This window comes from Geobacillus jurassicus NBRC 107829 (genome assembly GCF_001544315.1).
GTDB classification, from domain to species: domain Bacteria; phylum Bacillota; class Bacilli; order Bacillales; family Anoxybacillaceae; genus Geobacillus; species Geobacillus jurassicus.
In genome coordinates, this window is sequence record NZ_BCQG01000025.1 from 12,959 (window position 1) to 30,324 (window position 17,366).

The 17,366-nt window shown below is 53.5% G+C and carries 20 protein-coding genes and 1 pseudogene; 13 read left to right on the plus strand and 8 right to left on the minus strand.

The features are described 5' to 3' along the window. The first annotated feature begins 77 nt into the window (after nucleotides 1-77). The gene (locus GJ1_RS08760; RefSeq protein WP_066231235.1) at nucleotides 78-479 is read left to right on the plus strand and encodes a hypothetical protein; all 402 of its coding nucleotides are present in this window, start codon (nucleotides 78-80) and stop codon (nucleotides 477-479) included. Here the strand turns inward: GJ1_RS08760 and GJ1_RS08765 are convergent. Genes GJ1_RS08765 through GJ1_RS08780 form a run of 4 tightly spaced genes read right to left on the minus strand, consistent with a single transcriptional unit; the run spans nucleotide 439 to nucleotide 5,097 of the window. Then, nucleotides 439-1,605, minus strand: coding sequence for a YheC/YheD family endospore coat-associated protein (locus GJ1_RS08765; protein WP_066231237.1), 1,167 nt, complete (start codon nucleotides 1,603-1,605; stop codon nucleotides 439-441). The genes GJ1_RS08760 and GJ1_RS08765 overlap by 41 nt on opposite strands. Continuing rightward, nucleotides 1,599-2,951: a YheC/YheD family endospore coat-associated protein gene (locus tag GJ1_RS08770; protein ID WP_066231240.1), complete on the minus strand. Its 1,353-nt coding sequence runs from the start codon at nucleotides 2,949-2,951 to the stop codon at nucleotides 1,599-1,601. The genes GJ1_RS08765 and GJ1_RS08770 overlap by 7 nt, the downstream gene beginning before the upstream one ends. Continuing rightward, nucleotides 2,929-4,014, minus strand: coding sequence for a YheC/YheD family endospore coat-associated protein (locus GJ1_RS08775; protein WP_066231242.1), 1,086 nt, complete (start codon nucleotides 4,012-4,014; stop codon nucleotides 2,929-2,931). Before GJ1_RS08775 ends, GJ1_RS08770 begins: the two co-directional genes overlap by 23 nt. A gap of 6 nt (nucleotides 4,015-4,020) precedes the next feature. Beyond that, entirely contained in the window at nucleotides 4,021-5,097 is a 1,077-nt protein-coding gene (locus GJ1_RS08780; RefSeq protein WP_066231245.1) for a YheC/YheD family endospore coat-associated protein, read from the minus strand. 127 nt (nucleotides 5,098-5,224) lie between these two features. Here GJ1_RS08780 and GJ1_RS08785 point away from each other — a divergent pair, with 127 nt between their 5' ends. After that, on the plus strand, nucleotides 5,225-6,358 hold the full coding sequence (locus GJ1_RS08785) for a DUF445 domain-containing protein (RefSeq protein WP_066231249.1): 1,134 nt from the start codon (nucleotides 5,225-5,227) through the stop codon (nucleotides 6,356-6,358). Between the two features lie 158 nt (nucleotides 6,359-6,516). Here the strand turns inward: GJ1_RS08785 and GJ1_RS17820 are convergent. Next, a pseudogene (locus GJ1_RS17820) lies at nucleotides 6,517-6,855 on the minus strand (RNA-guided endonuclease InsQ/TnpB family protein); the annotation flags it as partial. Between the two features lie 86 nt (nucleotides 6,856-6,941). On the opposite strand from GJ1_RS17820, the gene GJ1_RS08790 reads away from it, so the two are divergent. The 3 genes from GJ1_RS08790 (at nucleotide 6,942) to GJ1_RS08800 (ending at nucleotide 10,026) form a co-directional block, all read left to right on the plus strand. Then, on the plus strand, nucleotides 6,942-7,301 hold the full coding sequence (locus tag GJ1_RS08790; protein ID WP_066231252.1) for a YlbF/YmcA family competence regulator: 360 nt from the start codon (nucleotides 6,942-6,944) through the stop codon (nucleotides 7,299-7,301). A gap of 134 nt (nucleotides 7,302-7,435) precedes the next feature. Continuing rightward, on the plus strand, nucleotides 7,436-8,299 hold the full coding sequence (locus GJ1_RS08795; RefSeq protein WP_066231254.1) for a Cof-type HAD-IIB family hydrolase: 864 nt from the start codon (nucleotides 7,436-7,438) through the stop codon (nucleotides 8,297-8,299). Between the two features lie 221 nt (nucleotides 8,300-8,520). Then, a complete protein-coding gene (locus GJ1_RS08800; protein ID WP_066231336.1) occupies nucleotides 8,521-10,026 on the plus strand; it encodes a coproporphyrinogen III oxidase in 1,506 nt (501 codons plus the stop codon). A gap of 95 nt (nucleotides 10,027-10,121) precedes the next feature. On the opposite strand, the gene GJ1_RS08805 is transcribed toward GJ1_RS08800, so the two are convergent. Continuing rightward, entirely contained in the window at nucleotides 10,122-10,307 is a 186-nt protein-coding gene (locus GJ1_RS08805; RefSeq protein WP_066231257.1) for a YhzD family protein, read from the minus strand. Nucleotides 10,308-10,455: 148 nt separating this feature from the next. Here GJ1_RS08805 and GJ1_RS08810 point away from each other — a divergent pair, with 148 nt between their 5' ends. The 7 genes from GJ1_RS08810 to GJ1_RS08840 all read left to right on the plus strand — a co-directional run bounded on the left by GJ1_RS08810 (nucleotide 10,456) and on the right by GJ1_RS08840 (nucleotide 15,938). Beyond that, on the plus strand, nucleotides 10,456-11,355 hold the full coding sequence (locus tag GJ1_RS08810) for an ABC transporter ATP-binding protein (protein WP_066231260.1): 900 nt from the start codon (nucleotides 10,456-10,458) through the stop codon (nucleotides 11,353-11,355). After that, on the plus strand, nucleotides 11,348-12,577 hold the full coding sequence (locus tag GJ1_RS08815) for an ABC transporter permease (RefSeq protein WP_066231263.1): 1,230 nt from the start codon (nucleotides 11,348-11,350) through the stop codon (nucleotides 12,575-12,577). Before GJ1_RS08810 ends, GJ1_RS08815 begins: the two co-directional genes overlap by 8 nt. A gap of 105 nt (nucleotides 12,578-12,682) precedes the next feature. Further along, on the plus strand, nucleotides 12,683-13,660 hold the full coding sequence (gene yhaM, locus GJ1_RS08820; protein ID WP_066231265.1) for a 3'-5' exoribonuclease YhaM: 978 nt from the start codon (nucleotides 12,683-12,685) through the stop codon (nucleotides 13,658-13,660). A gap of 24 nt (nucleotides 13,661-13,684) precedes the next feature. Continuing rightward, nucleotides 13,685-13,810 (plus strand): phosphohydrolase, encoded by a 126-nt coding sequence (locus GJ1_RS08825; protein ID WP_066231270.1) that lies wholly within the window; start codon nucleotides 13,685-13,687, stop codon nucleotides 13,808-13,810. A gap of 106 nt (nucleotides 13,811-13,916) precedes the next feature. Beyond that, nucleotides 13,917-14,105: a sporulation YhaL family protein gene (locus tag GJ1_RS08830; protein WP_066231272.1), complete on the plus strand. Its 189-nt coding sequence runs from the start codon at nucleotides 13,917-13,919 to the stop codon at nucleotides 14,103-14,105. 131 nt (nucleotides 14,106-14,236) lie between these two features. Further along, entirely contained in the window at nucleotides 14,237-15,319 is a 1,083-nt protein-coding gene (serC, locus tag GJ1_RS08835; RefSeq protein ID WP_066231276.1) for a 3-phosphoserine/phosphohydroxythreonine transaminase, read from the plus strand. A 94-nt stretch (nucleotides 15,320-15,413) separates the two neighbouring features. Then, nucleotides 15,414-15,938 carry a tryptophan transporter gene (locus tag GJ1_RS08840; RefSeq protein ID WP_066231279.1) on the plus strand — a complete coding sequence of 175 codons (525 nt, stop codon included), beginning with the start codon at nucleotides 15,414-15,416 and terminating at the stop codon, nucleotides 15,936-15,938. A 98-nt stretch (nucleotides 15,939-16,036) separates the two neighbouring features. Here GJ1_RS08840 and yhzF read toward each other — a convergent pair whose 3' ends face one another. Then, entirely contained in the window at nucleotides 16,037-16,225 is a 189-nt protein-coding gene (gene yhzF / locus GJ1_RS19510; RefSeq protein WP_066231282.1) for a membrane protein YhzF, read from the minus strand. Between the two features lie 157 nt (nucleotides 16,226-16,382). Between yhzF and GJ1_RS08850 the strand changes: the two genes are divergently transcribed. Further along, a complete protein-coding gene (locus tag GJ1_RS08850; RefSeq protein WP_174520110.1) occupies nucleotides 16,383-16,988 on the plus strand; it encodes an HTH-type transcriptional regulator Hpr in 606 nt (201 codons plus the stop codon). Here the strand turns inward: GJ1_RS08850 and GJ1_RS08855 are convergent. Next, entirely contained in the window at nucleotides 16,981-17,322 is a 342-nt protein-coding gene (locus tag GJ1_RS08855; protein ID WP_066231288.1) for a YhaI family protein, read from the minus strand. The genes GJ1_RS08850 and GJ1_RS08855 overlap by 8 nt on opposite strands. Between the last annotated feature and the right edge of the window lie 44 nt (nucleotides 17,323-17,366).

Sequence of the window (17,366 nt, forward strand, 5' to 3'; positions counted from 1 at the left end):
TGTCCAAAAGAGGCATACGCTATCCATTCCATTCATATGGATGAAAGAGGACAAGCGGGAAGAAGGGGTGGAAAGAGATGATCATACTTATCAAAAAATTGCTCGAAACGACCGCCGCGGCGGAAGACAAAGCCCGTCAGCTCGCTGAGATGGAAACGGATGAAACATGGGAGGCCTACTTGACTGAAGCCGAGCGGCAGCGTAAATTTTGGCAATACGTGCATTATTTAGTTGCTGGGGCTAACGCCGACGGTCGAGCGGAAAGAGAGCAAAGCAAAGCAGGCACACCTCGTTTTGAGCTCTTGCAAGCCATGGCGGCGGCTGAATGGGAAAAAGCGATGTTATGCCAGAACGTCTGCCAAAGCCTAAATGGAGCCGCCAAACAAGCGGCCGATGCTGTGTTCCGCCAGGCGCTTCGCTATAGCGGCCAGTTTCTAGCTATGGCGTACGATGAGCGAGTTCGGCAAACAGCTGATTGAGCCGCTCGAGCCGCCGCGCTTCGATCTCCGGTTCATCAAACACCATCGGCTTGGCGTTGATTTCATAAATGTAAAGCTGCCGCTGGCGGCCGACGCCGATGTCGGCGGAAAACTCACCGACAAAGCCAAACCGTTCGCCAAGGCGTGCGCCGCTCAAGGCAATAAGCCGCTCGAGCGCCGCTTCATCGATGCGCTCCTTGACTTCTTTGTACGGCAGGACGGCCCCGCCATGAAACACATGGGTCGTCACCGACTCGACGCCCGCCGAACGAACGCCGATGCCGGTGATCGTATGGCGGCCGTTGTGCCAATGGGCGAGCACGCGCAAATCGTAGCGGCGGCCGTTCCACTCGTCAGTTTCAGCCGCCGCTTGGGCGATGTAGCGGCCGGACTGAATGAGTGATGCGAGCGCATCGAGCGAGCAGAATCGTTTTTGGCCGCCCGGATATTCGCAAATGGCTTTCGCCTCCGACAAGGAGGTGAGGCGAAACAGCCCCATTCCTCTGGCGCCGTCATCCCGCTTCAAGTAAATGCAGCTGTATTGGCGGAGCCAAGCGCGAAGATCGGTCGCTGTTTGGACAGACGCCGTCGGCAATAGATGCGGCCAGAGCCGGTGGTCGGACCGCAGCGCGTCGTAAACGTCCGATTTGCGGAAAAAAGTGCGGTTGACAAGTGGAACGCCATGGGCGCTCAACTGGGCAGCCGCCGTTTGAAACGGCTCGCTTTCTTCTTCTTCGCGGCTTTTTACTCGATTGTAGACGACATCGGGCAGTGGAGCGGCCGCTTCGATGAAACGATGAAGCGTCGGAACGAATAGATATCCGGAGACCGCTTTCTCTCCGATGCCGGCGGCCGCACTGACGACGGAGATGCCGCCGGCGGCGTGGATGGAGCGGATGACGGTTTCAAGCCACGGCTTTTTCCCAGCCAGCAAAGCGGAAAGGGACGAGGCGCTGACCAGCACGCCGACGAGCGGTCCCACCCGTCCATCTTGCTCGCGGACGGGAAAGACGAGATCGGGAAGGGTAGCGGCGGGAGCAACCCGGCCGCTGCCGAACCGATAAGGGCCACCCGGACTGTTGCACACCCACTCGCCGGTGTCAGGACGGTAGCCGATCGTCACCATGGCCAAAGCGCCTCGGGTTCGGTGATGGCCGTTTTGCTGAGGTGGACGGCGTAAGCGAGAGGCAGCCGCGCTGTTCGTTCGTCTGCTTCCTTTAATTTTGGATGCTTAAAAATCGACCGTCCGGGTTTGGAATTGGCTTCAAACATCCAAATTCTTCCTTGTTGGTCAACGCCAAGGTCAAACCCGATTTCGCCGATCAACGTTTCTGATGCTTCATCAAGGCAGCGGCTGAGCGTAAGGGCGGCGTCGGAAAGGCGGGCGAGCACGATTTCGCGCTCGGCGGCATCTGGGAAAATTTCCTCCAGCGTTTTGACGATGCCTCCGCTGTTCACATGGGTCGTGATGCTTTGTTTTCCAGCGATTTTGGCGGCGATGGCGCTTACTTGCCATACGCCGTGTTCGTTTTTATTAGCGTGGACGCGAAAATCGACCGGCCGGCTATTGACCGCGAGAAGCGGAACGGCTTGCTGGATGACATAGCGATGGAGCGGCGCATGGGCGAGCAAATGATGCCACACCGCCATGGCAGTCGGAAACGGCATCGTTTTCAATTCTCCGTGTTCATCGCGAAAGCGGCATTCATAGCCACTGTTTTTTTTCGCCAGGTGATAAATGCCGCGGCCGAGGCTGCCATCGGCCGGTTTGATGTACGCTTCATGATAGCGGGCGAGAAACTGTTCAATCGTTTGCCGCGTCACATGGGCGGACGTCGCCGGCAAATACGGCTGCGCCTCCGGATGGGCGGCGAGCCGGCGGTAAATGTCCCATTTGTTGAAAAAACACCCGTTAAAGATCGGGATGCCGTAGGTGGTTTGCAGCGTCTTCGTAATCGTTTGAAACGTTTCCTCCTTTTCGATGCGCCGGTTTGGCAGCCGGTTGTAAACGACATTCGGCAGCGGCACCGTATGGCGTTCCCAGCCGCGCTCCGTGTAAAAATAGCCGTTCGCCATGCCGTTTTCCCAGTCAATATGGGGAGCGCCAAACAAAAAGGCAAATCCACCGACTCGCTTTTCTTGCGCCAGCAGCTTGGCGAAAAAGAAGCTCCGGCTGCCGACCGGGCGGTGGGGCGACTTTGTGAATCCGGCGGTCAAAATGCCGACAAGCGGCCCGAAGTGAACGGTCTCATCGGTCAAAAAGACATGAACGTCAGCGGCAAACGGGATCGACAAGCATCGAGCGACGTCATGTGCCACAATCACGCGGTCGGTGAGACGGGGAGAAGAAATGACTCGGCATGGGGCGACAAGGCTGCCGAACGCAGCCGCCGTTTGCCCTGCTGCTTGGAGCGAAGCGGGAAGGATCACCGTATTCGTTTGCTGTTCGTCAATGATCAACGTATAGGTCATTGGCTTTTCCCCCTCTGGATAAAAACAGGCAATATCGAAGCGGCGCTTCGTACAGCTCGTTTTGTTGCTCCGGGGGCAGAAGATGCGCCACTTTTCTCCCCGGTTTGGAATTGACGTCCAAAATCCAAACCGCCCCGTTGTCGGTTGCCCCAAGATCTAAGCCAATTTCAAACAAAGGGCCGAACGTATGATCCAAGTAAGGAGGCAACGTCTCGATGATCGTCTCCATGCCATCGAGCACGAAGAGACGTTGGGAAGAAGATAGACAGTCGAGCCAATCGGAAAACGGGCGAATGTCCGCACCGGAGCGGACGTTGGCCACCCACGCCCCCGGTCGGCCGACACGCACGGCCCGCACCCGCTCCACCCAGCGTCCGTTTTCATCCTTTTGCAAAAGAATGCGGAGGTCAAACGGTTCACCCTCCGGGGTCGATAGCTGAAGCAATGGCTGCAGGATGTACCCGCCGCGGCGGTTCAAGGAAGAGAGGAGCTGTTCCAGCTCGCTTCGGCGGGCAATGACCGCCTGTTCTTGACCGAGACTGTCTTGGACGGACAGCGCCTTCCCTTTCTTTTGAAAGATGCAAATGCCGCGTCCGCCGGAGCCATGCACCGGCTTGGCGATGACAGCTTGTTCGTGGCGGAGAAGCGCAAGCACATCATCGGCGCGCTCAAGGCGGACGGTCGGGGGAACGTACGCGGACAAGAGCGGATGGGAGGAGAGCGCTTCATATACGTCCCATTTGCCCGGCAGGCCATAGCCTAAAAAGGTGACATCAGGCCGCTGCTTCAGCCAGTTCATAATCGGCTTTGCTTTTTTGGACCGCTCATCATTGCCGTAAAAGCAACGGTCATATAAAAATGGCGGAATGGCAAAGATGGCGTCTGTCCATTCGTTCGTTTCCGCTTGAAAGAGAAAGCCGCGGACGTTTTCCGTCTGCGGGTCGATCGATAGCGGCGAAAAGCGGCAGACGGAAATGCCGTAGCGTCCAGCGCGTTTCGCCACCTCGGTGCAATATCCGCTGTCTTGCAGTTCGTCAAGAGTGACAAAACCGAGTGAAAGCAAAACGGTTCACTCCTTTTCTTCCATCAATGTTAAACTATAGTCGATAATCGCTTTTGTCGACGGGCGGATCGTTTGATAGGGGGCGGCGGCATCCGTCTGTTTCGATGGTTTCGTATTCACTTCGATGATCCACGGCTGACCATGGATATCAATGGCAAGATCGATGCCAAACTCTCCGTACAGCCCTTCCGCCTCTAAGGCGAGCACGGAGGCAGCTTCGAGCGCGATGTCTTTCAGAAGCTGTTTATGTTGAAACGCGTCAACTCTCGTGTACCACTTCCGCAAGACGTCATTGACCGCCATGAGCTCCCCGCCGCGGGCAAGGTTGGCCACGAATTGGCCGGGCGGCGCGATGCGGGCGACGGCGGAAGTGACGCGCCAATCATTGTGGCGGACGCGATGGCAAAGCAATCGAAAATCGACCGGGCGGCCGTCGAGGGTGCGAAGCTCAAGCCCTTGTTGGATGATCATCGGCGTTCGGATGTGCTGCTGCAAAGCGGACGCTAAAGCATCAAACGAACGGTATACAGCCGTTGAAGCGGAAGTGGAATGGCGAAGACAAATGCCGCCGTCCGAACGCTCAAGGCAGAAAATCCCACGCCCTTGGCTGCCATGGATCGGCTTGAGAAAGACGGATGGGAAAGCGCCAAGGAATGCCTCGAGCGCATCTTTGCCGCTCCAGAGAGCCGTTTTCGGCAAGTACGGGTGCAAGTACTCGTGACGTTCAAAATGGCAGTGCACTTCCCATTTATGCAAAAAGCGATGATTGAACATCGACCCGTTTTCTTTGGCCAGCTGGGCGAGCAGTTCGGCAAACAAAGGGGAGCGTTCGAACTTGCGCGAGTGAAGGCGATTGTAAACGACATCGGCCGAAGGCACGCCGCGTTTGACCCATCCGCTTTCGGTTCGCTGATAGCCGACTCCCTCTAAGTAAAGCGTCGGCGAGGACACGTAAAAAAAGAGATCACGCTTTTTGGCATATGCCGCCAATTCCTCACAAAAATGATGGATGGAGCCAAAGGAGGGTTGTTCACTTGTTTCATGGATTTCCGTCAGCACGGCCATCGTTCGTTGTTTGCTCATCGCAGTCCCTCATTTGCGCATTCGTCAGGCAAGCTCTATAATGAACAATTAGGCAAACGTTTATATCGCCATCGTATGATGACAGCTGCCGTTTGGTGACAGCGGCGGAGACGGAAGGAGAAAGAGGATGGAGACGTTCGTTTATTTGCTGTTTATGGTGGCGATCGGGGCGCTGATCGGCGGGGTGACGAACTTTATCGCCATCGTGATGCTGTTTCGCCCATATGAGCCGATGTACGTGTTTGGAAAACGGCTGCCGTTTACTCCCGGATTGATTCCAAAGCGGCGGCGGGAGCTTGCCGAACAGCTCGGGAAAACGGTCGTTGAGCATTTGGTGACGCCGGAAGGATTGCGGCGCAAGCTCACGGATCCGGCCTTTACGGCCGGGATGGCCGAGTGGGGGCGGGAGCGGCTTCGGCGGTGGCTGGCGCGCAAAGAAACGTCGGCTGAGCTGCTTGAACGCCTCGGTATTCGCTCTCCCGCCGAGCGGCTTGAAGCGTTTGCGGCTGAGCAAGCTGAGCGGGCGTACGAACGGTGGAGCGAAACGTGGCGCCTGCGGCCGATCCGCGATGTATTGCCGGCGGGGCTGAAGCAGACGATGGAAGTGCGCATCGAGAGCTTGGCCGGCTATTTGGCTGACCGAGCGCTTGACTATTTTCGCACAGAGGAAGGAAAACGGCAGCTTTCCAGCATGATCGAGCGTTTTTTCCAAGAGCGCGGGATGGTTGGAAATATGCTGCAAATGCTGCTTGGCAATGTCAATCTCGTCGATAAGGTGCAGGCGGAGCTCGGCAAATTTTTGCGCCATGCCGGCACGAGGGAGGCGCTTTCCCGCCTCCTTTGGACGGAGTGGAACAAATGGCTCGACTATCCGCTCGCAACCGTGGAAGAGATGATCGGCCGCCAGCGCATCGATGAGGCGGTGCGGTCGGCTGTCCGCCGCTTGGTGCAAAGCGGCGGCTGGCTGCATCGCCCGCTTGATGAGCTGATCGCTCCGTACGAGCAATCATTGTTTGACCGCCTCATCCCTCAGGCGGCGGCAACGGTCAGCTGCCTGTTAAGCGATAAAATCGAGGCGATTGTTGCGCAACTTGGGTTGGCGGATATTGTCCGCGACCAAGTGGAGTCGTTTTCGTTGCGGCGGTTGGAAGCGATCATTTTATCGATTGCCCGCCGCGAGTTGAGGATGATTACGTATTTGGGCGCTTTGCTTGGCGGGCTGATCGGCGCTGTTCAAGGCGTCATTGGCTTATGGCTTTGACACTCCACACAGCTCAAGCCGTGGGATTCTTGGGTCGTTCGCGCCCTCATCCATTTCTGGTTCGGACAACGCCCAAGTTTAGGGGTGTGTCATCACCCCGTCCCACCGGGTTAGCCTTGTACCCCGATGGGCGGCGCACCTGTGACCAGTGCGCTAGGTTAAGCACTCAAACCTGAAATCGCTTTGGCAATGTTGATGGCTCCGTTTAGGTCAGCATGGATGGTGTATCCACATTGATTGCATGCGAATCGGATTCCGTGTCGATTTGTCTCCTCTCGGTGACCACATTTGCATGTTTGGCTCGTATACTTCGGGTTCACCAATTCAAAACGGATTCCCACCATCTCTGCTTTATAACGGATCATTTGTTGCAACTGATAGAACGACCAATTGTGAAGATTGCGACCGGGATCAGATGTTTTAGACTTTCGTTGATTCCGAATTTCCGATAAGTCCTCCATGCGAATCACGCCAACACCGTTGGCGAGCGCAAAATTCTTTCAGACGACAAAATCCTGTAATATCTCCGCTGGACAGCGCATACGTTAGAACGTGAACGATATTCGTATAGGAGGCTCTTTTTATGTCTGAACCCCTTCATGCGCTCGCTAGACAGCTTGAGCAGGCGATTCGGGCGAGCGAGCCGTTTCAGCAGCTGAAACGGGCATACGAAGATGTCCGCCGAGATGAAACCGCCTATCGAATGTTCGCTAATGTCCGCGACATCCAGCTTCGGCTCCATGAAAAACAGATGCGCGGGGCGGCCATTTTGCCTGATGAAATCGAACAGGCGCAAAAGGCGATGGCGCTCGCCCAGCAAAACGAGAAACTCGCCCGCCTGATGGCGCTCGAACAGCAAATGAGCGTGACCATCGCCGAGGTCCAGCAAATCGCCATGAAGCCGCTTGAGGAGCTGCACCGTTCCTTGATGGAAGGAAGATAGGAAAAACACCCGGTCGGGTGTTCTTTTTTTGTCCGTTTCGTCATAGTCATGAATAATGATAAGAAATGCAAAGCAGCTGCCTGCATGCTGGCGGCGCCAAGAGAGGTTGAGACGGACAAAAGGGGGAGACAGCCGTGTATAAACTGTTGGCGCTCAATATTGACGGAACGATTTTAAAAAACAACGGCCGCCTGTCGCGGGAAACGAAAGAGGCGGTCGACTATGTGAAGAAAAAAGGGGTTTATGTCACGTTAATCACGAGCCGCAATTTGCTTTCCGCCCGCAAAGTGGCAAAGGCGCTGCGGCTTGACGGGATGCTCATTGCGTTCCAAGGGGCGATGATCGCTAGAACGCTTGATGATCGGCTGTTTGACGCCGTGATTCCTGAGGAGCGGACGTTTAATATCGTGCAAATTTTGGAGAACTTCAACTGCAACATTCGCCTCATGCATGAGCGGTATTCGCTCGGCAACCGGAAAAAAGTGAAAAAAAATCTTGTTGTACAGACGGTGCTCTCCTCAAGCGATCCGTTTTTCTACCCGACCCAGTTTGTCGACTCACTCGGCGATGTGCTAATCGACGAACCGATCGCTGTGCCGAAAATTGATGTATATTTTGCCGAAGACGAAGAGCGGGATGAAGCGGCCGCTTTATTGACAAAATCGATTCCGTCCATTGATATGATTATGCAGCCAAACGGAAAAATGGAAATTGTCCCGCAAGGGGTGTCCAAACTTGCGGGATTGCGCCGGCTTGTTCAACATATCGGTGTATCGTTGAAAGAAACGGTTGTGATCGGCGATGGCCTTGACGACTTGCCGGCGATTGAAGCGGCTGGGCTTGGCGTCGCCATGGGCAACGCGCCGCTTGAGGTGAAGCGGGCGGCCGACTGGGTGACGCGTTCGAACGAACAGCTCGGCGTCGCCTACATGGTGAAAGAACATTTCCGCAAACAGCAACGGATCGAGTTTTTGCAAAAACTCAAAACAAAACAGTAAGCCGTCTGAGAGAGGGCGAACGGTGAGCAGGCAATGGGCGCTTGCCGTTTTCACGAAAAGGGAAACAATAGGCAGCAAGGCCGGGAGCGGATGCTCCGGCTTTTTTATTTAGTCGGCCGGGCGGGAGTCATTTCCATAAAGTCGGCGGCAAAGGTGCATTCTTCCGCTTGACGGAGGAAACGGCAGTTCGGTACACTGAAAGAAGTTTGACAGAAAAGGTGATGAACGTGCGGATCGAAATTCAAGGACTGCCGCATCCGGAACGGCTTCAGCGCCCGCTCGAAGTGATCACCGAGCTGTTTTTCGAAGAGCCGGTGCTGTCGTTGGCGCCGCTTCCCGAGGCCGATATGGCCGTTGCGTTTTCTGTCAACGAAAACGGGCGCATCGCTGTTTCCGGAACGCTGCTCGACAAGACGGCCGGGCGCGTCGAAGAAGCAAGTCATGAACGCAGCGCGCTGGCGGACGCTGACGGGAAAACGTACGAAAAACAGCTGAAAAACGCCGTCTTGCACGTCTATTTGACGCTGCTTGAGCGCTTTACCGGCCTCGTTCAACCGTGGGGCGTGTTGACCGGCGTCCGCCCGGTGAAGCTGCTTCATCAGCTGTTGCGTTCAGGGCTTTCGAAGGAAGAGGCGCACCGGAAACTGGCAGAGGACTATTTAATAACAAAAGAAAAAATTGAATTAATGCAAGAGATCGTCGACCGCCAGCTGGCCGTCGTTCCGGATTTATACGATTTGGCCCACGAAGTGAGCATTTATATCGGCATTCCGTTTTGCCCGACGAAATGCGCCTATTGCACGTTTCCGGCGTACGCCATTAATGGCCGTCAAGGGTCGGTCGACGCCTTTTTAGCCGGGCTTCATTATGAAATGGAAGCTGTCGGCCGTTTTTTGCGCGAGCGCGGCATCCGCATTACGACAATTTACTACGGCGGCGGGACGCCGACGAGCATTACGGCCGACGAGATGGACCGGCTGTACGCTCATATGTACGATGTTTTTCCGGATGTGGATCGCGTCCGCGAAATAACGGTCGAAGCCGGGCGGCCGGATACGATTACGCCGGAGAAGCTCGACGTGTTGAAAAAATGGCGGATTGACCGGATCAGCATTAACCCGCAGTCATACATTCAAGAGACGTTGAAAGCGATCGGCCGCCATCATACGGTCGAAGAGACGATCAACAAGTTTCATTTAGCAAGGCAAATGGGTATGAACAACATTAATATGGATTTGATCATCGGCCTGCCCGGCGAAGGGCTGGCGGAATTTACGCATACGCTCGCCGAGACGGAGCGGCTCATGCCGGAATCGCTCACCGTCCATACGCTGTCGTTCAAGCGGGCGTCGGAAATGACAAAAAACAAGCAAAAGTACAAAGTTGCCAGCCGCGAGGAAGTGCAGGCGATGATGAAAGCGGCCCAAGAATGGACGAAACAACACGGCTATGTGCCGTATTACTTGTACCGGCAGAAAAATATTCTTGGCAACCTTGAAAACGTCGGCTACGCGCTGCCGGGGAATGAGAGCATCTACAACATCATGATTATGGAAGAGCAGCAGTCGATCATCGGCCTTGGCTGCGGGGCGTCAAGCAAATTCGTCGACCCGCAAACGCGGAAAATCACTCGCCAGGCGAACCCGAAGGAGCCGAAAGTGTACAACGAGCATTTTGTCGAGTATACAGAGGAAAAACTGAAAATGATGGAGGCGATTTTCGGCTAAACGAAAAAAGGTGTCCCAGAAGGAGCGGGACACCTTTTCGTGTTTCCGCCTCACAAAAGCTAGGAGCGGTATCGCCAAACAACTCTTTTTTTGCGTCAACGGTGAAACAGAATGAGCTTGCCGCTCGCGTTGACGCAACGGTGTGTTTTGTCCCAACAGCCGCGCTCGCGCAGCTTTTGTTCACCGATCTTTTTCGCTTCTTCATCATTGGCTGCTTCAAACGTCTCATCGAGCAATTTTTCTCCATCGCGCTCAAACGCGGTCAACGTATATATCGGCATGCAGCCCCCTCCTTTCGCTGAATCTCCATTCATTTCTCTTTCATTAGCGGTTCGGCCGGAAAATTCCTGCTTATGGCTGAAACTTTTTTTAAGACTGTACGTTTTAATAATGTGGGTGGAAAATTTACTTTTTGTTGGGGGAATGTGGATGAGTTTAGAGATCATTGATGTAACGAAACGGTTTGGTTCGACGACGGCCGTCGACCATTTGACGTTGACGGTTCCGGAAGGGGAGATGTTCGGACTGCTTGGAGCGAACGGGGCGGGAAAAACGACGACCTTTCGCATGATTTTAGGCCTTCTGTTCCCAACGGAAGGGGTGATCCGTTGGCAAGGCGAACCGGTTGATTACTCGAAAAGCCATCTGATCGGCTATTTGCCGGAAGAGCGCGGGTTATACCCGAAGTTGAAAGTGAAAGAGCAGCTTCTGTATTTAGGGCGGTTGCGCGGGATGAAAAAGGCGGACATCATTCCGGAAATCGACCGCTGGCTCGAGCGCTTCCATATCCGCGATTACGCCAACAAGCGGGTGGAGGAGCTGTCGAAAGGCAACCAGCAAAAAATTCAATTTATCGCCGCCGTGCTGCATCGGCCGAAGCTATTAATCTTGGATGAGCCGTTCAGCGGTCTTGATCCGGTGAACGTTGAACTGTTGAAAGAAGCGGTGCTCGATTTAAAACGGAACGGCACGACCATTGTCTTTTCAAGCCATCGTATGGAACATGTCGAAGAGCTGTGCGAACATGTCTGCATTTTGCGCCGCGGACGGGCGGTAGTGGCCGGGGCGCTGCGCGAGTTGAAACGGTCGTTCGGCAAACAAACGCTTGTCATCCAAGGGAATGGGCCGTTTGAAGAGCTGGCGCGTTTTCCCGGTGTTTTGCAATGGAAGCGGACGGCGGAAGGGGTGCGGTTGCAAATCGCCAATGAGGAAACTGCCCAGGCGATTTTCAGCCATATAGCAGGAAAGATGACTGTCCGTCTGTTTGCACTTGAGGAACCGTCTTTGAATGATATTTTTATTGAAAAAGTAGGTGCGGCGTATGAATAAATTTTTCTTCGTATTGGGACATACGTATGTGACCAAGCTCAAAGCGAAGGCGTTCATCATTACAACGGTGATCACCTGCCTGCTTTTGATCGGGTTGGCCAACATCCACCGCATGATCGAGTTTTTCGTCAATGACAAACAAACGAAAGTCGCTGTGATCGACCGCGCCGGTTTGTTTTACGAATCGCTTGCGAAGCAACTGGACGGGTCGGATGTCTCGCCAACGAAAATTACCGATATGGAAAACGAAGCGAAACAGGCTGTTAAAGAGGGGAAATGGGACGGGCTGTTGGTGCTGTCAGCCGATGCGGACGGGTTGCCTAAGGCAGTCTACTATGCAAACACTATAGCGGACAGCCGCGTGCCGGACGAGCTCGAACGGGCGCTCAACCAACTGAAGATGGCGCTTTCCGCCGCCAAGCTCGGCTTGACAGACAAGCAACTTTCAAAATTGTATGAGCCGGCGCCGTTTGCAAAAGTGGCGCTTGAGAAACAGGCAAAAACGGAAAAGGAGCTGAACGAAGCGCGCACGCTCGTGTACATTTTGCTGTTTGCCATGTATATGTTTGTCCTTATGTACGGCGGCATGATCGCCACCGAAGTGGCGACGGAAAAATCGTCGCGGGTGATGGAAATTTTAGTGTCCAGCGTTCCCCCGGTTCAGCAGCTGTTTGGCAAAATCATCGGCGTCGCTCTTGTCAGCTTGACGCAATTTGCCGTCTTTTTCGCCGTCGCTTTCACCGCTTTGCGAACAAGCGGACAGGAAGTATGGCGTTTTCTCGGACTGAACCATTTGCCGGCGTCGATGTTTGTGTACGCCATTATCTTTTTCTTGCTTGGTTACCTTTTGTATGCAGTGCTGTTCGCCGTGCTCGGCTCGCTCGTCAGCCGGGTGGAAGATGTGCAGCCAGCCATTACGCCGGTCATGATGCTGGTTGTCGCTGCATTTATGATTGCCATCTTCGGTCTGAACATTCCGGACTCTTCGTTTATCGCAGCCGCTTCGTTCGTGCCGTTTTTCACCCCAATGCTCATGTTCTTGCGCATCGGCCTTGTTCCGGTGCCTGCGTGGGAAGTGGCGCTTAGTCTCGTGCTTCTTGTCGCTACGATCGTCCTGCTGGCGTATGCGGGGGCTAAGGTGTACCGCGGCGGCGTGCTCATGTATGGCCGGATGAATATTTTGAAAGACATGAAACGGGCGGTTCAATTGACAAAAAAATAAACGATTTGTCCCTAGCCCCTTGCCCATTTGGGCGAGGCTTTCTTTTTGCGATCCGAACGTTATGGTATACTAGAAAATACGTATGGAGAAACGGAGGAGAACGAAGTGGCAAAAGGCATCATCCACTATGAAGTTGGGGAACAAGTCGATCTGTTTTTGCTCATCAAATCGGCAACGAAAGGCATTGCCAGCAACGGCAAGCCGTTTTTGACCTTAATTTTGCAAGACAAAAGCGGCGACATTGAGGCGAAGCTGTGGGATGTGTCGCCGGATGACGAAGAGCGGTATGTGCCGGAGTGCATCGTCAAAGTGGCGGGAGACATCCATAACTACCGCGGCAAATTGCAGCTGCGCATCCGTTCGATCCGTCCCGCTCATCCGGGCGACGCCGTGCGCCTCGATGATTTTTTGGAAAAGGCGCCGCTTAGCCGCGAGGAAATGAAGGCGAAAGTCATGGAATACATATTTGCGATGGAAAACCCGAATATCCAGCGCATTACCCGCTACTTGCTGAAAAAATACGAGGCGCCGTTTTTTGAGTACCCTGCGGCGACAAAAAACCACCATGAATTCATCTCTGGACTGGCGTATCACGTCGTGTCGATGCTCGAGCTCGCCAAGGCGCTCGTTCGTTTGTATCCGTCGCTCAATAAAGACTTGCTTTACGCCGGCGTCATTTTGCATGACCTGGGCAAAGTGATGGAATTATCCGGCCCGGTGTCGGCATCGTATACGCTCGAAGGCAATTTGCTCGGCCACATTTCGATCATGGTGAGCGAAATTAGCAAGGCGGCCGAACAGCTCGGCATTCAAGGCGAAGAAGTTGTCATTTTGCAGCATCTTGTGCTCGCGCACCACGGCAAGGCGGAATGGGGCAGCCCGAAGCCGCCGCTCGTCAAAGAAGCCGAGGTGCTCCATTACATTGACAATTTGGATGCGAAAATTACGATGATCGACCGCGCGCTTGAGAAAGTGAAGCCGGGCGAGTTTACGGAACGTGTCTTTGCTCTTGACAACCGCTCGTTTTACAAACCGGCGTTTTTGTCTGTTTCAAAGTCGAAAAACGCGGGTAGTAAAGAGTAGGGGGCGGCAAAAGGAGGGATGAACATGATCGAACCGATCATTGAAATCGTCCCGACAACCCAGTATGAACAGGCGAAAGAAGAGTTGAACGAGCTGCGCCGACAGTGGAAGAAAGCGAAGAGGAAAAAGAAGAAGCGAAACGAAGCATAAGCGTTGTCCCTAAGAAAGAGGCGGCTTTCCCGCCTCTTTCTTCATGCATACGGCTGCCCGCTCGCGCGTATAGTGTAGTAAGACAAGCAGACGAGGGGGAATGGCGATGCTCAGTTTGCCTTGGTGGGTGTATTTAGTCGTTGCCGGCATTCTTTTCAGCGGCTATATGACGGTGAAAACGGCGGCGCGCGAGCGGGAAATCGACGAAGCGTTCATCGAAAAAGAAGGAGAGATTTACATGGAGCGCATCCGCCAGGAGCGCGAACGGCGGAAACGGGCGAAGTCCTTGCAATAGCAGGGGCTTTCTTTTTTTTGGAAAATTTCATTTGAAAGCGCTTTTTTCGAAAAATTCCCTTTCTTTTTTCCTGAATCATGTTAGGATAATAATATCAATGGACTACCAGGAGGCAAAGTGAGGGATGATGGATGAAACGCGCGTACAACTTCAACGCCGGTCCGTCGGCGCTGCCGCTTCCGGTGCTTGAGCGGGCGCAAAAGGAGCTGCTCAATTTCCAAAACACCGGCATGTCAGTCATGGAATTAAGCCACCGGAGCAAGGAATACGCCGCCGTCCACAATGCGGCGAAAGAGCGGCTTAAGCGGCTTCTAAACGTGCCGGATGGGTACGACATTTTATTTTTGCAAGGCGGGGCGAGCCTGCAGTTTTCAATGGTGCCGATGAACCTTCTCACCGAAGGGAAGATCGGCTGTTATGTGCTGACCGGGGCGTGGGCGGAAAAAGCGCTGAAAGAGGCGCAAAAAATCGGCTTGACGACGGTCGTCGCTTCAAGCAAAGAAGCGAACTACACATACATTCCGTCGCTTGATGACGTCCAATGGCCGAAAAACGCCGCCTATGTCCATATTACGTCAAACAACACGATCTTCGGCACTCAATGGAAGGAATTTCCGAACACGCCGGTTGACTTGGTCGCGGATATGTCGAGCGATATTTTAAGCCGTCCGTTCGATGTCAGCCAATTTGCTCTCATTTACGCCGGGGCGCAGAAAAATCTCGGCCCGTCAGGAGTCACGGTTGTCATTCTCCGCAACGATTTGCTTGAACGCATTCCGGACGGGCTGCCGACGATGCTCGATTACCGGACGCACCAGAAGAGCAATTCTCTGTACAACACGCCGCCGACGTTTGCGATTTACATGCTGTCGCTCGTGCTCGAATGGGTCGAAGAGCAAGGCGGTGTGGCGGCGATGGAAGAGCGCAACCGGCAAAAGGCGGCCGTGCTGTACGAGGCGATTGATGAAAGCGGCGGCTTTTACAAACCGCATGCCGAAAAGGGAAGCCGTTCGCTCATGAACGTCACCTTTACGCTGCCGAGTGAGGAGTTGACGAAGGCGTTCCTCGCTGAGGCGAAAGAGCGCGGGTTTGTCGGGCTTGGCGGGCACCGGTCGGTCGGCGGATGCCGGGCGTCGATTTACAACGCGGTGCCGCTTGAGGCGTGCGAAGCGCTCGCGTCGTTTATGAACGAGTTCCGCCGTCGTTTTGCCTGAAAATTTCTTCTTCACTTTTACACTGCAAAGTGATATAATGATAGAAAAATTCTCGAGCAAGAGAATAGACGAGGAGAGATGAGGAGAGATGAGCATGAATGTGAGAGCATTAGTCTCGATGGCGCTGTTAGTCGGAATCGGAGCCGTGCTGCACGCGGTCATTCCGGGGTTATTTTTCGGAATGAAGCCGGATATGATGCTGGCGATGATGTTTTTGGCGATTTTGCTTTTTCCGAACGTCAAAGCGGTTGGCCTTGTCGGCGTTGTCACTGGCTTGATCTCCGCCATGACGACGACGTTCCCAGGTGGACAGCTGCCGAATATGATCGATAAGATCATCACCGCCCTTGTTGTGTTTGCCCTAGCGACTTTGATGAAAGCATACAGCCAAACGGTCATTGGGGCTTCGGTGCTGGCGGCAGTCGGCACAGTCATTTCCGGCGCCGTGTTTTTGGCTGCGGCGCTCTTTCTTGTCGGGTTGCCGGGCGGAGCGACGTTTTCGGCGCTGTTTGTTACCATCGTACTGCCGACAGCGGCGTTGAACGCAGTGGCGATGGCCATCATCTATCCGATCGCATCGTCGATTTTCCGACGGATGAACGTGACAGCGCACGTGTAAACGGCGAAAAACCCGATCATTGCTGGTCGGGTTTTTTGCTATCAAAGGGAGAGGATGAGGAGAAAAACGTCTCCCGTTCCATTCATTTCCGATGTATATTAGACATAGCTGAGAAGCCAAGCGGCGAGCAAGCAAATGGACGCTATTCCAATATAGCGCAAAGTCCGTTCTTTCAGCAATGCTTTCGGCGGGTACGCCCGCGCTTTCCATAAGGCGAAAGATGCGTTTATAAAAAGACAGAAAAATAAGAATCCGACGGTGATAAGCAGCCATTGTATATACACCATGGTATTCTCCTCCTATAATAGGCGGTCGGCGCCTCATGCTTACTATTATGAATATGCAAGAAAAAACATAAAAATAAATACTTTTGTCTTTATTCCTTTTTGTTTTATTGATATAATAGGAAGCAAAAAATACGGTGAGGGAAGAGTGGGTGGAACGATGAAAGCGACAGAACAGCATTATTCCGTCAAAGAGGCGATGTTATTCAGCCAACGGATCGCCCAGCTGAGCAAGGCGCTGTGGAAATCGATTGAAAAAGATTGGCAGCAGTGGATTAAGCCGTTTGACTTGAACATCAATGAGCACCACATTTTATGGATTGCCTACCACTTCAAGGGCGCCTCGATTTCGGAAATCGCCAAGTTTGGCGTGATGCACGTTTCGACTGCGTTCAACTTCTCGAAAAAATTGGAAGAAAAAGGGTTGCTTTCGTTTTCGAAAAAACAGGATGACAAACGCAATACGTACATTGAGCTGACAGAAAAAGGCGAAGAAGTGCTGATGAAGCTGATGGAGACGTATGACCCGACGAAAAACGCCGTTTTCAATGGGGCGTTGCCGTTGCGCGAGCTGTATGGGAAGTTTCCAGAAATTTTAGAAATGATGTGCATCGTCCGCAACATTTATGGCGATGATTTTATGGAAATTTTCGAGCGGGCGTTTGAAAACATTAAAAAAGATTTCATCGAGCAGGACGGTAAACTTGTCAAACGAAAGCCAAAAACGGAAGAGCACGAGAAAGAATTGGCCAGCCAGGCTAACTGACGGTGCGAATGAGCGTTTTCAACTCGGTCATCAGCGGCACAAACATTTGTTGGGCTAAAAGAGCATCAACTGTCTGTTCCAGCGGAAGGTTCGGATGAAGCATCCCAGCAAACTGTACGAGCAGGGGAGTGAAAATCGTTAACCCTTCCGCTTTTTGCTGTTCGTATTGGTCGGCAAGCTCTTGGCAAAACGCCAAGAAAGCGTCGACTTCTTCCTTTGTTAAATCGGCGCGGATGACGAGGGAATAAAACGGTTTTTTCGCTTCATCGACCATTTCCATCAGCAGCGACTGGTGGAATTCCAGCTTGGCCACTCGCTTTTCCAACGATTCCATACGATGTGCTCCTTTTTGGTGACGAAAATGCGACCGGTTTTTAC

Coding starts and splice junctions, on each gene's coding strand:
- GJ1_RS08760 (WP_066231235.1), top strand. CDS start 78: ATGATCATACTTATCAAAAAATTGCTCGAAACGACCGCCGCGGCGGAA.
- GJ1_RS08765 (WP_066231237.1), bottom strand. CDS start 1,605: ATGGTGACGATCGGCTACCGTCCTGACACCGGCGAGTGGGTGTGCAAC.
- GJ1_RS08770 (WP_066231240.1), bottom strand. CDS start 2,951: ATGACCTATACGTTGATCATTGACGAACAGCAAACGAATACGGTGATC.
- GJ1_RS08780 (WP_066231245.1), bottom strand. CDS start 5,097: ATGAGCAAACAACGAACGATGGCCGTGCTGACGGAAATCCATGAAACA.
- GJ1_RS08785 (WP_066231249.1), top strand. CDS start 5,225: ATGGAGACGTTCGTTTATTTGCTGTTTATGGTGGCGATCGGGGCGCTG.
- GJ1_RS08790 (WP_066231252.1), top strand. CDS start 6,942: ATGTCTGAACCCCTTCATGCGCTCGCTAGACAGCTTGAGCAGGCGATT.
- GJ1_RS08800 (WP_066231336.1), top strand. CDS start 8,521: ATGAACGTGCGGATCGAAATTCAAGGACTGCCGCATCCGGAACGGCTT.
- GJ1_RS08805 (WP_066231257.1), bottom strand. CDS start 10,307: ATGCCGATATATACGTTGACCGCGTTTGAGCGCGATGGAGAAAAATTG.
- GJ1_RS08810 (WP_066231260.1), top strand. CDS start 10,456: ATGAGTTTAGAGATCATTGATGTAACGAAACGGTTTGGTTCGACGACG.
- GJ1_RS08815 (WP_066231263.1), top strand. CDS start 11,348: ATGAATAAATTTTTCTTCGTATTGGGACATACGTATGTGACCAAGCTC.
- GJ1_RS08825 (WP_066231270.1), top strand. CDS start 13,685: ATGATCGAACCGATCATTGAAATCGTCCCGACAACCCAGTATGAACAG.
- GJ1_RS08830 (WP_066231272.1), top strand. CDS start 13,917: ATGCTCAGTTTGCCTTGGTGGGTGTATTTAGTCGTTGCCGGCATTCTT.
- serC (WP_066231276.1), top strand. CDS start 14,237: ATGAAACGCGCGTACAACTTCAACGCCGGTCCGTCGGCGCTGCCGCTT.
- GJ1_RS08840 (WP_066231279.1), top strand. CDS start 15,414: ATGAATGTGAGAGCATTAGTCTCGATGGCGCTGTTAGTCGGAATCGGA.
- yhzF (WP_066231282.1), bottom strand. CDS start 16,225: ATGGTGTATATACAATGGCTGCTTATCACCGTCGGATTCTTATTTTTC.
- GJ1_RS08850 (WP_174520110.1), top strand. CDS start 16,383: ATGAAAGCGACAGAACAGCATTATTCCGTCAAAGAGGCGATGTTATTC.
- GJ1_RS08855 (WP_066231288.1), bottom strand. CDS start 17,322: ATGGAATCGTTGGAAAAGCGAGTGGCCAAGCTGGAATTCCACCAGTCG.